General features: G+C 71.4%; 13 protein-coding genes. 4 read left to right on the forward strand and 9 right to left on the reverse strand.

The genetic code is table 11. The features are described from left to right. The first annotated feature begins 237 nt into the window (after positions 1–237). Together WG212_RS18230 and WG212_RS18235 are read left to right on the forward strand one after the other, a co-directional pair. The gene (locus WG212_RS18230; protein WP_337188572.1) at positions 238–3,921 is read left to right on the forward strand and encodes a hydantoinase B/oxoprolinase family protein; all 3,684 of its coding nucleotides are present in this window, start codon (positions 238–240) and stop codon (positions 3,919–3,921) included. 75 nt (positions 3,922–3,996) lie between these two features. Next, positions 3,997–4,698: a hypothetical protein gene (locus WG212_RS18235; protein WP_337188539.1), complete on the forward strand. Its 702-nt coding sequence runs from the start codon at positions 3,997–3,999 to the stop codon at positions 4,696–4,698. Here WG212_RS18235 and WG212_RS18240 read toward each other — a convergent pair. The 5 genes from WG212_RS18240 to WG212_RS18260 all read right to left on the reverse strand — a co-directional run bounded on the left by WG212_RS18240 (position 4,695) and on the right by WG212_RS18260 (position 8,625). Continuing rightward, on the reverse strand, positions 4,695–5,477 hold the full coding sequence (locus WG212_RS18240; RefSeq protein WP_337188540.1) for a thioesterase family protein: 783 nt from the start codon (positions 5,475–5,477) through the stop codon (positions 4,695–4,697). The genes WG212_RS18235 and WG212_RS18240 overlap by 4 nt on opposite strands. A 62-nt stretch (positions 5,478–5,539) precedes the next feature. Next, positions 5,540–6,799 carry a cation:dicarboxylase symporter family transporter gene (locus WG212_RS18245; protein WP_337188541.1) on the reverse strand — a complete coding sequence of 420 codons (1,260 nt, stop codon included), beginning with the start codon at positions 6,797–6,799 and terminating at the stop codon, positions 5,540–5,542. 78 nt (positions 6,800–6,877) lie between these two features. Next, on the reverse strand, positions 6,878–7,054 hold the full coding sequence (locus WG212_RS18250; RefSeq protein ID WP_337188542.1) for a hypothetical protein: 177 nt from the start codon (positions 7,052–7,054) through the stop codon (positions 6,878–6,880). Between the two features lie 76 nt (positions 7,055–7,130). Beyond that, positions 7,131–7,940 carry a peptidylprolyl isomerase gene (locus WG212_RS18255; RefSeq protein ID WP_337188543.1) on the reverse strand — a complete coding sequence of 270 codons (810 nt, stop codon included), beginning with the start codon at positions 7,938–7,940 and terminating at the stop codon, positions 7,131–7,133. A gap of 52 nt (positions 7,941–7,992) precedes the next feature. Further along, positions 7,993–8,625, reverse strand: coding sequence for a beta/gamma crystallin-related protein (locus WG212_RS18260; RefSeq protein ID WP_337188544.1), 633 nt, complete (start codon positions 8,623–8,625; stop codon positions 7,993–7,995). Between the two features lie 205 nt (positions 8,626–8,830). Here WG212_RS18260 and WG212_RS18265 point away from each other — a divergent pair, with 205 nt between their 5' ends. Beyond that, positions 8,831–9,529 carry a pirin family protein gene (locus WG212_RS18265; RefSeq protein WP_337188545.1) on the forward strand — a complete coding sequence of 233 codons (699 nt, stop codon included), beginning with the start codon at positions 8,831–8,833 and terminating at the stop codon, positions 9,527–9,529. A gap of 84 nt (positions 9,530–9,613) precedes the next feature. Here WG212_RS18265 and WG212_RS18270 read toward each other — a convergent pair whose 3' ends face one another. Continuing rightward, positions 9,614–9,925 carry a UrcA family protein gene (locus WG212_RS18270; protein WP_337188546.1) on the reverse strand — a complete coding sequence of 104 codons (312 nt, stop codon included), beginning with the start codon at positions 9,923–9,925 and terminating at the stop codon, positions 9,614–9,616. A 164-nt stretch (positions 9,926–10,089) separates the two neighbouring features. Further along, a complete protein-coding gene (locus WG212_RS18275; protein WP_337188547.1) occupies positions 10,090–10,299 on the reverse strand; it encodes a hypothetical protein in 210 nt (69 codons plus the stop codon). 286 nt (positions 10,300–10,585) lie between these two features. On the opposite strand from WG212_RS18275, the gene WG212_RS18280 reads away from it, so the two are divergent. Continuing rightward, complete coding sequence (locus tag WG212_RS18280; RefSeq protein ID WP_337188548.1) at positions 10,586–10,960, forward strand: response regulator; 375 nt, start codon at positions 10,586–10,588, stop codon at positions 10,958–10,960. A 271-nt stretch (positions 10,961–11,231) separates the two neighbouring features. On the opposite strand, the gene WG212_RS18285 is transcribed toward WG212_RS18280, so the two are convergent. Together WG212_RS18285 and WG212_RS18290 are read right to left on the reverse strand one after the other, a co-directional pair. Beyond that, positions 11,232–12,674, reverse strand: a complete 1,443-nt coding sequence (locus WG212_RS18285; RefSeq protein WP_337188549.1) for an MFS transporter — start codon at positions 12,672–12,674, stop codon at positions 11,232–11,234. 28 nt (positions 12,675–12,702) lie between these two features. Then, positions 12,703–14,253: an acyl-CoA synthetase gene (locus tag WG212_RS18290; RefSeq protein ID WP_337188550.1), complete on the reverse strand. Its 1,551-nt coding sequence runs from the start codon at positions 14,251–14,253 to the stop codon at positions 12,703–12,705. Positions 14,254–14,256: the final 3 nt, after the last annotated feature.

The raw sequence follows: 14,256 nt of genomic DNA on the forward strand, positions 1-14,256 counted from the left end.
ATCGTATCCCAGGTCGCAGCGCGGACCTCCCGGGCGTCTCTGATAGGCACGTCCCGCCTAGGCCCGCTCGTCATCGTCTCGAATGAACTCGCCCGCAGCCGGAGTCCTGTCGATCCGCACACCGCGCCGCCGAAGGCGCGGCCGCGCACGAACATCTTCCTGCTCTAGCGTCCCTTCTCTGTGTCAATGAAGTAAGCGGCGAGATCGCCAAATGACCGGAGAGGTTAGGTTTTGAACATGCCAGACCGCGGCCTCTGCGCCTTCTGGATCGACCGCGGCGGCACCTTCACCGACGTGATCGGCCGCTGGGACGACGGAACCGAGACGACATGCAAGCTGCTGTCGGCCTCGCCGGCCTACGACGACGCCGCGGTCGAGGCGATGCGGCGCATCCTGGAAGCGCCAGCCGGCGCCCCCTTTCCGGCCGGACGGGTGCGGGTCATCAAGATGGGGACCACCGTCGCCACCAACGCCCTGCTGGAGCGGCGTGGCGCGAAGACGCTGCTGGTGACCACCGAGGGTTTCGCCGACGCCCTAGCCATCGGCGACCAGGCGCGGCCCGACCTGTTCGCCCTGCACATCGACAAGCCCGCTCCCCTGTACGCCGGGGTCGTGGAGGCCCGCGAGCGGCGGGCGGCCGACGGCGCGGTGGTCGTCCCGCTGGACGAAGCGGCCCTGCGCGCGCGGCTACAGGAGGCCCTGGCCGGGGGATTCGCCTCGGCGGCCGTCGCCTTCCTGCACGCCGACCTCGATGGCGGGCACGAGCGCCGGGCCGGGGAGATCGCCCGCGAGGCGGGCTTTCCCTTCGTGGCCCTGAGCTCCGAGGTCTCGCCCCTGCCCCGCTTCGTCCCCCGCGCCGAGACGACGGTGGCCGACGCCTACCTCACGCCGGTGCTCCAGGCCTATGTGCGCCGCATGGCCGAGGCGACAGCGGGCGCGCCGCTCTACTTCATGACCTCGGCCGGCGGGCTGGTGCGCGCCGAGGCGTTCCGCGGCCGGGATGCGGTCGTCTCCGGACCTGCCGGCGGCGTGGTGGGCGTCGCGCACACGGCCGGGGCGGCGGGCTGCGGCGCGGCCCTGGGGTTCGACATGGGCGGGACCTCCACCGACGTCTGTCGCTTCGCCGGCGCCCTGGAGCGGCGCGACACGGCCCGCGTGGCGGGCGTGAAGCTGCGCAGCCCGATGCTGGACGTCGAGACGGTGGCGGCCGGCGGCGGGTCGATCCTGAGTTTCGACGGCCTGAGGGCCCGCGCCGGCCCGGCCAGCGCGGGCGCGAACCCCGGCCCGGCCGCCTATGGCCGCGGCGGCCCGGCGACGGTGACCGACGCCAACCTGGTGCTGGGCCGGCTGGACCCTCGCGACTTCCCCTCGGTGTTCGGGCCGAACGGGACCGCGCCCCTCGATCCCGACGCCAGCCGCGCCCGCCTGGCCGAACTCGCCCGCGCGATGGGCGCCGACAGCGTCGAGGCGGCCGCCGAGGGCTTCGTGGCGGTGGCGGTGGAGCAGATGGCCCAGGCCGTCCGGCGCATTTCCACCGAGCGCGGCTTCGACCCGCGCGAGCACGCCCTGGTGGCGTTCGGCGGGGCTGCCGGCCAGGTCGCCTGCCACACGGCCGAGGCGCTGGGCGTCAGCGAAGTGCTTTGCCCCGGCTACGGCAGCGTCCTGTCGGCCTGGGGCATCGGCCAGGCCCAGGTGACGGCTCTGCGCCAGGCGGGCGTCGATGCGCCGCTGGACGCCGCCGGCCTGGAGATCGCGCGGGCGGCGCTGGACAGGTTGGGGCGCGACGCCGCGGACGACGTCAGGGCTCAGGGCGGCGAGGTCGCCGATATCCGCCGCACCCTGCGCCTGCGCTACGACGGTGCGGACGCCGAACTGCCCGTCTCCGCGGGGGACACCCCGGCCGCCCGCACCGCCTTCGAATCGGCCCACCGGCGCCTGTTCGGCTTCGTGGAGCCGGAGCGGCCCATCCGGATCGCCGCCGTCGAGGCGGAGGCCCTCTCGCCCCTCGATGGGGAGGGACAGGCCGCGAAGCGGCCAGGGTGGGGAAGTGCGGGCCGGAGGGCTGAGGCCGGAGACGATCCCCGCGTCCCCACGCCAACCACACACGCTACGGACGATCCTCCTTTCCCCACCCGGCCGTCGCTCCGCTCCGGCCGCCCTCCCCATCGAGGGGAGGGAGGGGTGAGGATGTTCGTCCGCAGCGCCTGGCAGGAGGCTCCCGTCATCCAGGCGAAGACGCTGGACGCCGTCGACGGCCCCGCGCTGATCGTCCGCGCCGACACCCAGATCGCCGTCCTGCCCGGCTGGCGGGCCACGGCCGGCGGGGACGACCTCGTCCGCCTGACGCGAACGGACGCCGCGGAGGAACACGTCATCGCCCTCGACCGCCCCGATCCCGTCACCCTGGAACTGTTCAATCGCCGCTTCATGGGCGTGGCCGAGGCGATGGGCGCGGCGCTGGAGCGGACCGCCCACTCTGTGAACATCAAGGAGCGCCTGGACTTCTCCTGCGCGCTCTTCGACGCCGATGGGGGCCTGGTGGCCAACGCCCCGCACATGCCGGTCCATCTGGGCTCGATGGGCGCCAGCGTCCGCGCGGTGCGCGACCGGCATCCCCGCCTCGCGGCCGGCCAGGCCTTCGCGCTCAACAACCCCTACGCCGGCGGCACCCACCTGCCGGACATCACCGTGGTGATGCCGGTGTTCCTCGGCGAACATGACATCGCGCCCGCCTTCTACGTCGCCGCCCGAGGGCACCACGCCGACGTGGGCGGCGTCCAGCCCGGCTCCATGCCGCCGTTCTCCGCGACCATCGACGAGGAAGGCGTGCTCCTCGATGCGCTGCCGATCATGGCCGGCGGCCGGTTCCTGGAGACCGAGGTCCGCGCGGCCCTGGCCGGCGGGCGCTGGCCCGCCCGCGCCCCCGACCGCAACCTCGCCGACCTGAAGGCCCAGGTCGCCGCCAGCCAGGCCGGCGCCACGGCGGTCGCGGCGATGATCGCGACCTACGGCGGCCAGGCGGTCGCCCGCTACATGACCTTCGTGCAGCAGAACGCCGCCGAATCCGTCCGTCGCGCCGTGGGCCGCCTCTCGGACGGCGCGGCCCGGATTCCCATGGACGGCGGCGGCGAGATCGTGGTGCGGACCACGGTCGACGCCGCGCGCCGCGAGGCCGTGCTGGACTTCACCGGGTCGGCCGACCAGCTCGCCTCGAACTTCAACGCGCCTTCGGCCATCGTGGACGCCGCCGCGCTCTATGTGTTCCGCTCTCTCGTGGACGACGACATCCCGCTGAACGCCGGGTGCCTGGAGCCGCTGGATATCCGCACCCGCGACGGATCGATGCTGGCGCCGCGTCCGCCGGCTGCGGTCGTCGCCGGCAATGTCGAGACCAGCCAGCACGTGGTGGACGCACTCTATGCCGCCCTGGGGGTGATGGCCAACGCCCAGGGCTCCATGAACAACTTCACCTTCGGCGATGCGCAGCGGCAGTATTACGAGACCATCTGCGGCGGCGCGGGCGCCACGGCCGAGCGCGACGGCGCCAGCGCGGTCCATACCCATATGACCAATTCCCGGCTCACCGATCCCGAGATCCTGGAGCGTCGGTTCCCCGTACGGGTGGAGACGTTCCGCATCCGCGAGGGGTCGGGCGGAGCCGGCCTGCGACGCGGCGGCGACGGCGTGGTCCGGCGCATCCGGTTTCTCGCGCCGATGGAGGCGGCCCTGCTCTCGTCGCGGCGCGAACATGCGCCGCAGGGGCTGGCCGGCGGCGGCCCCGGCGCGCCCGGCCGCCAGCGCTTGATCGCCGCATCCGGGGTGATTCGTGAACTTCCCGGCTGTTTCTCCGTTACGGTCCAGCTTGGCGACGCGATCGAGATCGAGACGCCGGGCGGCGGCGGCTACGGATCACCGGCCTGAAGGCTGGAGCCGTTCCGGCGCGAAGCTGACACAATCCGCCGACACAAGGCCCCGACCCACGATACAAGGCTCCGAATGACGCCCTTCGCTCTCGCTCTCGCCCTGTTCGCCCAGGACCCCGCCGCCGCGGCGGAGATGGCCCCTGCGCCCGCACCGGCGGCCGCCCCGGCGCCGGAGGATCGCCTGCCCCCCGGCGCCCCGCGGGACGACTATCCTTTCGTGGCCTGGTGCTATGGCGCCCTGCGCGGCTACCTCGACCTGCACGACGAGATGATGCCCGAGGTGACCCGCATCGAGAAACAGTTCCGCAAGCCGGGGACCCGACTCGAGGACGACCTCAAGGTCTACGCCGACATGCGGCGCGACGGCCGCGCGCGACTCCAGCAGTTCCAGGCCGCCCTGACCGCCGCCGAGAAGGCCTCGGTCCGCCCGATCAACGCGACCGGCGCCGTGGCCGTGCGCCAGGGCCGGCAGATCTGGAACACCGGCCCCGAGGTGACCAAGGCCCGCAAGGCCCAGGAATGGATGAGCTGGGCCCTGCCCGCGCGCTGCGAGACGGTGTCGGCGTCGCTGGAGAGCCGCTCGAACCTCATCGGCGCCACCCTGCGGGCCAACCAGCAGGAGGTGCGCCCCTCCGCAACGGACGACTCCCTCCAGGCCACCGTGACGCCCGAGCCTGAGCCCGCCGCCTCCGATCCGGGCGGAATCGCTGCGCCCGAGGGCGAGGCCCCGGCGCCGGAGTCCCCGGTCACGGAAAGCTCGGGCGGACCCGCCTAGGCCTTGCGCTTCTGCGCCAGCGCGGTGCAGCTCGCCGAACCGATCGGGCCCTGCTCGTCGTAGACGAGGCATTCACCGACGGCGATCCCGTCGCTGGCGCCGTGGTTGATGACGTCGAAGCCCACCCACTCCGACACAGGATCCCGGTGGAGGTAGAGGGTCAGGTCCGAGTTGATGTAGCCGAGCCCCTGGTCGCCGGCGTTGGCGAACGGGCTGGCGAAGTCGGCGGCGGTGGCGACGCGCGCGTAGGGGGTGAACGTCTCGCCCTCCACCAGTTCCCGCACCTCGGCCATCCATAGCCGCCGCGGCATGCCAGGCTCGCCGAAGCCTCCCGAGATCGGCCTTATGGTCCACATGCCGCCCATCGCGCCCCGGCCGCCGTCGGGCGGGACGATGTCGGCGGGTTTCGGGACGTCCCACGGCTCTGGCGTCCAGACGGTCCCTGGCGGGTTCTCGGTGCGCCGCAGGAGCTGGCAGGTGGCGCGGCCCGCGCTCTGCCCGCCCGAGATGAACTCGGCGTCCACCACCTTGATGCGGTAGCCGTCCTTGACCACGCGGGTCACCACCTCGACGGGAGAGAGGTCGGGCAGGCGGTACATGTCGACCGTCAGGCGCGCGGGCATGTACTCGGGGGTACGGAACTGGCGCTCGATCTCGGCCCCCAGCAGGCCGATGATCAGGCGTCCGTGCAGGCTGTCCTGGCTCCAGGGGCCGACGCCGGCGCGGGTGGGAAGGAAGCGCCCCTGGGCGTCCTTTCGAAAGAAGGGTTCGTTCGTCATGGCGGCGGGGACCCTGCCGCAACGGCCCGGGCTTGGCCAGGGGGTCAAGCTTGGCCAGAGGCTCAGGCTTCCGCGGCCGCCTCGGGCTCGTCGCGCGCGAGGATCGCGGTGACGGCCATGTCGCCGGTCACATTGCCCAGGGTGCGGAAGATGTCGGGCACGACCTCCACCGCCAGCAGGATCGGCAGCAGCTCGATGGGCAGGCCCAGCGCCAGGCAGATGGGCGCGACGCTGACGATGAACGACACCTGCCCCGGCAGCCCCACCGAACCGATGCTCACCGCGAGGGCCACGAGCACCGCGCCGGCGTATTGCAGCGGCGTCGGCTCGATCCCGTAGATATGGGCGACGAACAGGCAGACCGCCAGATTCACCGCCGGGCTGGTCATGCGGAAGACCGCCACCGCCAGCGGCAGCACGAGGTTGGCGATCCGGGGCGGGACGCCCAGGTTGTCCCGCGATCGCTCGATCATCGCCGGGAGGCAGGCCAGCGACGACTGGGTGGCGAAGGCTGTGGCCAGGACCGGCGAGGTCGCCTGGGCCCAGCGCGGCAGGGGAACGCGTCCCACGGTCACGGCGAGCAGGTAGGCCAGGATGCTGACCGCCAGCCCGGCGGCCGAGGCCACCACGATGTACTGGCCCAGCACGCCGGCGACGCCCACGCCGGCCCGCAGGCCCACGCCCAGCGCCAGGGCGAACACGCCCAGCGGCGCGGCCATCAGCACCCAGCGGACGATGATGATCATGGCGTCGCCCAACGCCTGGAACACCTCGAGCAGCGTACGCCCGCGCCCCTCGGGCAGGCGCGTCAGGGCGAAGCCCACGAAGACGGCGAAGACCACCACCGGCAGGACGGCGTCCTCGGCGGCCGCACGGATCGGGTTGGAGGGCGCCAGGCTGCGGACCCAGGCGGCGAAGTCGGGCGACGTGGCCGCGCCCGGCGCCGGAGCCTCGGCGCCGGCGCGGAGGGCCGCCGCAGCCGCCTCCCCCACGGGCCAGGCCGCGAGCAGGCCATTCACCAGGACGATCGCCGTCACCGCCGAGACGATCAGCAGCCCGGCGAACCAGGCCACGGCGCGTCCTGCGAGCCGGCCGGTCGCGGCGGCGTCCGCCACCTGGGCGATCCCGGTCACCAGCACCGCGAAGATCAGCGGGATGACGGTCATGCGCAGCGCGTTCAGCCAGAGGCCCCCGACGGCCTCCACCGCCTCGACGACGCGCGCGCCGCCCACGCCGCCGCCCCAAGCCACCGCCGCGCCCGCCGCCAGGCCGAGCGCAAGCGACAGCAGGACCTGCACGCTCAGGGTCTTCAGGAATCTCAAGGCCGCCCCGCTCTCACCGCCCGCCGTGGGCGCGCCCCGATCTGGCCCGTCGCGCGCGCCGGGGGCAAGGGGGCGTCGTCAGCCGGGCCGGCTGCGGTAGCGCACCGAGATGGAAGCGGGCGCCGACGCATCGGCTTCGCGCAGGCGGTCGGCGACGTCATGCAGAGCCGAATCCTGGTCGCCGTAGCGCGCCAGTTCGAACCCTTCGCTGCGGACGATCCACTCGTCCGCGTCCTCGACCACTTCGTAACGCATGCCAGACCCGTCCTAGGGCCACGCATGTACGAACGCTGCTGCGCTGCAACAACTGCGCGCATCGTCGCAGTCAAGCTCACCTGTGGCGCGAGGGGATCTCGACGTCGCAGATGCTGAAGGCGGCGCCCTTCGCGCGCTTCAACGCCTCGACCTGCGCCTTGAAGGCAGGTCCTCGCGCGTCCGCCACCTCGATCGCCGGCCGCTCCGCCGGCGGCAGGTCGGCCATCACGCGCACCTTCAGCATCAGGTCAGGAACCTTGGGCGGCTCGCCCGCGGCCACCGCCAGGATGGCCGGCAGCCCGTCCACCACCCGCCCGACCACGGTGTACTCGTGGTCCAGCCGCCGGGCCGGCGCGCGCATGAAGAAGATCTCGCTGTTGGCGGTGCCGGGATCGGCCTGCCGGCCCATGCCCACCACGCCCGGGCAATAGGCGCCCCAGCCGCGTAGGCGGGGATCGGCGCTGCGCGCCTGTTCACCCTCCGAGACCGCCTGTATGGGCGTGGCCCCCACGAAACCCTCGCGGGCGTCGCTGCGCGAAACGGCGATCACCGCCTGCTCGACCGGGATGCGGAAGCTGAACTCGGGCGCCAGGTCGGGGTGGCGCGAGGCGCCGCCGTCGCGGTTGTCCGGATTGCCGGTCTGGGCGACGAAGCCGTCGATGACGCGATGGAACTGCAGGCCGTCGTAGACGCCCTCGCGGGCCAGCAGCCGGATCCGCTCCACCGCCTTGGGCGCGATCTCGGGCCGCAGTTCGACCACCACCCGGCCCTTGGTGGTGCCGATCACCAGGGCGTTCTCGGGATCGAGCGGCCGCCAGTCGGCCGCCCAGGCCGCGCCGGGTGTCGCGCCCATAAGCGCCGCAACCGCCATCATCGTCCGCCACATCCCGCCCCTCCCGGTTCTGGACTTCCGAGAGGGACAGGGCTGCGGCCTGCGGTCAACGCTTCCGGCAGAGCAGGTCGCGGATCACCGTGGAGCGGCCGACATACTGCCCGTCGGGCCCGATCGCCTGGTTCGCCCGCGTGCTGGAGTCGAACCAGACGGACCGGCCCAGGCCGGCCCGCTGGCAGAAGGTGTCCGCGCCGCGCTGGCCCGCGGCCACATCGACGCCGCCGAGGGTCGGCCGGGCGAAGAAGACCGTGTAGTCACCTTCGATCCCGCGCGACGTCGAGCCCCCGCCCGGCCAGCCGCCGCCACCGGGATGGCCGCCGCCCGGATAACCTCCGCCGCCAGGGCGGCCCACGGGCTCCAGCGACGAAATCTGCTCGGCCAGGCCGTAGGCGTTCAGATGGGGAACGTCGCCGCGCACCTCCTGGCAGCGCCCCTTGAGCTGGTCATGCTCGCAGATCCGCCAGGTTCCGTTGAAGCGCGCACTGCGGGCGCGGTCGTTGAACCGCCACCGGCTGAGGTCGGACACCGACTGGGTGATGGTGACCGAGTTCCCCTGGAAGTTGGGTTGGTCGTACAGCGTGGCCGTCGCGCCGCGCCCCGGCTGGGCGTGGGCCGCCCCGCCCAGAACGCAGGCGGCGACGAGGGTGGCGACGGCGATACGGGTCGCAGGGGTGTTCATGGCGGGCCTCCTCAGCCGATCCTGATCTCCAGCTTGAGCGTGCATCGCATGAACCGCCGCTGAAGCGCAGAGCCAGCTTCCGGTCACCGGGGAAGAATTCCGTTTCGGAAACAATGTAGTTCTTTCAGGAGAGTTTATACCCTATATTGAATGATTATCTTCCTCCTCGAACGGGGTGCGCCGCACCCCCAAGGGAGTGACGACGATGATCGACCGCAGACCCTTCGCGCGCCTGGGCGGCGCCGACCACGGCTGGCTCAAGGCCCGCCACCACTTCTCGTTCGCCGGCTACCATGACCCGGACAACATGGGCTGGGGTCCGATCCGCGTGTGGAACGACGACGAGATCGCGCCCAATTCCGGCTTCCCGCCGCATCCCCACGCGGACATGGAGATCGTCACCTACGTCCGCACGGGCGCGATCACCCACCAGGACAGCCTGGGCAACCAGGGCCGGACCGCGGCGGGCGACGTGCAGGTGATGAGCGCCGGCTCGGGCATCCGCCATGCGGAGTACAACCTGGAGCCCGAGACCACGACGCTGTTCCAGATCTGGATCGAGCCGACCGCGCGCGGCGGCGCGCCGAGCTGGGGCGCCAGGCCCTTCCCGAAGGGCGACCGGGCCGGACGGTTCGTCACCCTGGCCAGCGGCGTCCCGGGCGACGACGACGCCCTGCCGATCCGCACGGACGGGCGGGTGTCCGGCGCGACGCTCAGGGCCGGCGAGACGACCGAATATGTGCTGGGCAAGGGCCGCCACGCCTACCTGGTGCCGGCGGTGGGCAGCATCGAGGTCAACGGCGTCCGGCTGAACACCCGCGACGGGGCGGCGGTGCGGGACGAGGACGTCCTGAAGGTGACCGCGCTGGAAGACGCGGAGGTCGTCCTGGTGGACGCGGCCTGATCCGGGCCGCATCCGGAAATGCGACGGGCCCGAGGCTGGGGCGGCCTCGGGCCCTTTTTCGCACGTCCGCTACGGAAGGGGGAGCTAGCGGGCGGCGAGCGTCCGGGCCTGGGGCAAGGCGGCCAGACGCAGGTCGGCGAACTTCTCGGCGAGTTCCTGTTCCACCGCGGCGCGGCAGTCGGCGGCGCGGCTCAGGCGGGCTTCGTTGCGGCAGAAGTCGCGGGCGGCGCGTTCGGCGCGGGCCTGGAACGTCGCCGAGCCTTCGGCGGTCAGCACGTTCAGGTCGGCGACCTGCACGGCGGGGGCGGCCAGGGCCGAGGCGGGGATCGCGACCATGGGGAGGGCGGCCAGGGCCAGCATGGCGACGCCGGAGATCTTGGCGGTCAGGTTGGTCATCGTCGTTTCCTTCGGAGCGGTTTGTGCCCCGGCGGTGATGTCCGCCGGCGAGGAAACGAATACTTCGATGTTCGGATCAACTCCCGTGAATAGGGAGTAATGACACCGATTTAAGATAATTACAGCGACTTAATACTTTAACGCCCCGTAATGTGGCGCAAGATTCAGTGCGGGCGCGTCGGCTCCACCAGCGTCTGGCGCCACTCGCCGTCGTCGTCGCAGATCAGCACCGGCCAGGGCTGTTCGATCAGGCGCAGCCAGTCGCCGGCCGCCGCCAGGGCCTCGTCCCGGGTCTCGTAGGCGCCGAGGTCGCCGGCCTCGGCGTCCTGGAGCACCCAATGGCCGCTGCGGGCCCGAACCGTGAAGTCGAACATCGAATCGGTCCTCCGACCTGCGGCCAGTGTCCGGCCGAAGTGTTTCCGAAAGGCGAAGGGCCAACCGCCCGGCCTGCGGCGCGCCGACGCAGGAAGGTCACGAGCGGCCTCGTCCGGAACCAAGGCCACGCTTGGGCGTTCGGGCTTCAGGATCGGGCTGTCGGACGACGACGACCCGCCGAACGGGCGAGTCGGCCCCGTGACAATCTGTATGGGCTCCACTTTTCATTTGCGGGATGCACGGATGCCGAGTGAATTCGCCGACGCGGGTATTGGAGTCCGGGGTATGACGAGCCAGGCCGATCTGCAGGGGCTTCGCGTCCTTGTCGTCGAGGACGAGATGATGGTCTCGATGCTGATCGAGGACATGCTGGCCGACCTCGGCTGCGTGGTCGTCGGACCCGCCGCCCGGCTGGAAGAGGCGATAGACCTGGCCAACCGCGCCGAGTTGGACTGCGCTGTCCTTGACGTGAACCTGGGCGGCCAGCCCATCTTCCCGCTCGCGGACCTGCTCCGGGAAAAGGGCGCGCCCTTCGCCTTCGCCACCGGCTACGGCGACGCGGGCCTGCGGGATGTCGACAAGGGTTCGCCCGTCCTCCAGAAACCCTTCCGCGAGGGCGATCTGGCGCGCGTCCTGGGCGAATTGCGCGCGCGCGGCTGACCTGCAGACAGGGCCGACCTGCAGATAGGGCTGACCTACAGGTAGGCGAGCCCGCCGGTGGCCCAGTCGCTGGCCAGCAGGCCCAGCGAGCCGGCGAGCACGGCGGTCGCGATCAGGAGTTTCACAGCCTTGTCTCCTTTCTTCCGGCGGCTGCGCCGGACGAGATGGAGATAAGGGCTGGACCGCGCCGCGAACAGTTACGCTTTGTGCAGACTGGCTCTGCGGAAACGAGGCCCCGGCCGCCGCATCCGGCCGGAGGCGCCCCGCAAGCTCAGCTTTCCATGTCCTGGCGGATCGTCCGGCGGCTGAGCCAGAAGCAGATCATGGGCAGGATCATCAGGGCGGTCGACCACAGCATGGTCTCGCGAATGCCCTTTGCACTGGCCGTGGCGCAGATCGCCGCCGCTTCGCCCACGGCCTGATGACAGGCCGAGACGGTGAGGCCGGCGTCCGCCAGCAGCCGGTTCGTCATCATGTCGTTCGCGATCCCGAACAGCGTCGGGCCGCCGCCCAGGCCGATCATGTTCATCACGAACAGCAGCACCGCGGCCGCCGTGGCGCGCATACCAGGCGGCACCAACCCCTGCACCCCACCGTAGACCGGCCCGTACCAGAGCGCATGCCCGATGGTCGGCACGATCAGCAGCAGGAGGGCCAGCGGAAGGTTCGGCGTCAGAAAGGCCCACCACAGCAGGGGGGTCGAAAGCAGCGGGAAGACGGCCGGCAGCACCCCGTACCAGCGCAGGTCGCGCGCACCGAACCGGTCGGCGAACCAGCCGCCGATCAGCGAGCCCGCGATGCCCCCGACGCCCGAGATCACGCCCAGTGCGGTCCCCAGGAAGCCGCGCGGTTGCATCCCGAACCCGGCCGCCAGTTCGGTCAGCTCGGGCGTGTAGTTGCGCACGAAGTACGAAGCCAGGAAATGCGAGTGGGCGTAGGCCACCACCGCGTACAAGGCCGCCCCGATGGCGAAGAACCAGAATGTGGGCTTGCGCGACAGCACCCGCACCGCCGCGCGGATCGGGACGTGCTCGGCGGCCCGCGCCGCCGCGGCCCCGGCCGCCTTGAGCGCCCGCCGGGGCTCCTTGAGGGTGAAGATCGCAAACAGCGCCAGGACAAGTCCGGGCATGCCGGCCACGAGGAAGGCCGTCCGCCACCCGTAGGACTCGGCCACCACGGCGCCCATCGCCATGCCGGCCATGGCCCCGATGGGTCCCCCCATCGAATACACCGACAACGCCATCGCCCGCTTTTCACGGGGAGTGTACTCGGTCAGCAGCGAATGGGCGGTGGGCGAGCATCCCGCCTCCCCCACCGCGACGCCCATCCTGGAAGCCACCAGCATCGCGAAGTTCTGCGCGAAGCCGCCCAGCAGCGAGAACCCGCTCCACACCGTGAGCGCCAGGGTCAGGATGCGCGGCCGGTCACCCCGGTCGGCCCAGCGCGCCAGAGGGATGCCCAGCAGCGTATAGACCACGGCGAAGTAGAAGCCGGCCATGGCGCCCACCTGTCCGTCGGTGAGGTTCAGGTCCTCCTTGATCGGCTCGATCAGGTTGGTGATGACCATCCGGTCCAGGATGTTCACCGCATTGATCAGCATCAGCAGGATCAGCGCATAGGTCCGGTAGCGGGCCGAAACCGGCGGCGCATCTCCGACCACGACCCCGGCCCCGGCCCCGGCGCGGGGCGTCTCTCCAACGACAGCTTCCGTCACGATGTCCCCCCGGATCCCCGCTGCGCGCTCAACGCGCCGTCGCCGGCCAGTAGTTCGCCTTGAGCGCCTGCTTCGAGAGCTTGCCCGTCGGCAGTCGCGGCAGCGTCTCCATGAAGTCGAAGCTGCGCGGGATGGTGTGTTTCGCGATCCGCCCGCCCAGGAAGGCCGTGAGTTCGGCGGCCAGCTCGGGCGTGCCGGCGACGCCCGCAGCGGGCTCCACGATGGCCTTCACCTCTTCGCCGAAGTCGGGATTGGGCACGCCGATGACCGCCACGTCGGCCACCTTGGGATGCAGGACCAGGGCGTTCTCGATCGCCTGCGGATAGATGTTCACCCCGCCCGAGATGATCATGAAGCTCTTGCGGTCGGTGAGGAACAGATAGCCCTGGTCGTCGACGTATCCGATGTCGCCGACCGAGGTCCATGTCGGGCGCCTCGGATGCTGCGCGGACGCCGTCTTCGCGTCGTCGTTGTGATAGCGGAACACCAGCGTCGGCTGCTCGAAGTAGATCTGGCCGATCTCGCCGGGCGGCAGGTCCTCGCCGTCTTCGCCGCAGATGTGGATGATCCCGGCGCGCGCCCGGCCGACCGATCCGGGCCGCTCCAGCCATTCGGCGCTGGTGATGCTGGTCGAGCCGTTGCCCTCGGTGGCGCCGAAGTACTCCTCGATGATCGGCCCCCACCATTCGATCATGGCCCGCTTCACCTCGACCGGGCACGGCGCGGCCGAGTGGACGGCGCAGCGATGGCTGGAAAGGTCATGGGCTGTGCGCTCGGCCTCGGTCATCTTGAGGAAGCGGACGAACATGGTGGGCACCCACTGGCTGTGGGTGATCCGGTGGCGTTCGATGAGCGCCAGGGCGTCGGCCGGTTCGAACCGCTCCATGACGACGGCCGTGCCGCCGAAGTAGTGCGTTCCCAGCACGTAGCTCAGCGGCGCCGAGTGATAGAGCGGCGCCGGCGAGAGATAAGCCATCTTAGGCCCGAAGCCGTACTTGGCCTGGCTGGGCCTGAGCCGCCAGCCGTCCTCGATCGGACAGTCCTGGAGCGGCCGCTTGATGCCCTTGGGCCGGCCGGTGGAGCCCGAGCTGTAGAGCATGAAGTCGCCGGCCCAATCCTCGACAGGCTCGTCGGCTGCATCGGGGGACGTCGCGGCCAGCGCCGCCTCGTAGGAGTTGAAACCCTCGGCCACACCGTCGACCATCAGCCGGACCTTGCAGCCGGGCGCATGGGCCACGGCGCCGGCCGCCGTCTCGGCCATATGGGCCGACGTCATCAGCACGGCGGCGCTGCAGTCCTGGAGGATGAATCCCGCCTCGGGCGGCGTGAGGTAGCGGTTGATGGCGGTGATGTAGAGGCCGCTCTTCAGCGCCGCCCAGCAGATCTCCAGGAAGCGCGGGTGGTTCTCCATGAGGATCGCCACATGGTCGCCGCGACGCAGTCCCTGGCGCCACAGGAGCCGGCGCAGCCGGGCCGTCCGCTCGGACAGCTCGCCGTAGGTGATCATGTGGCCACTGGGCTCGAACACCAGGGCCGGCTTGTCGGGCGACACGCCCTCGTGGTGCGACAGGAGCTGCATCGG

Source organism: Phenylobacterium sp., assembly GCF_037189685.1.
Classification (GTDB): Bacteria; Pseudomonadota; Alphaproteobacteria; order Caulobacterales; family Caulobacteraceae; genus Phenylobacterium.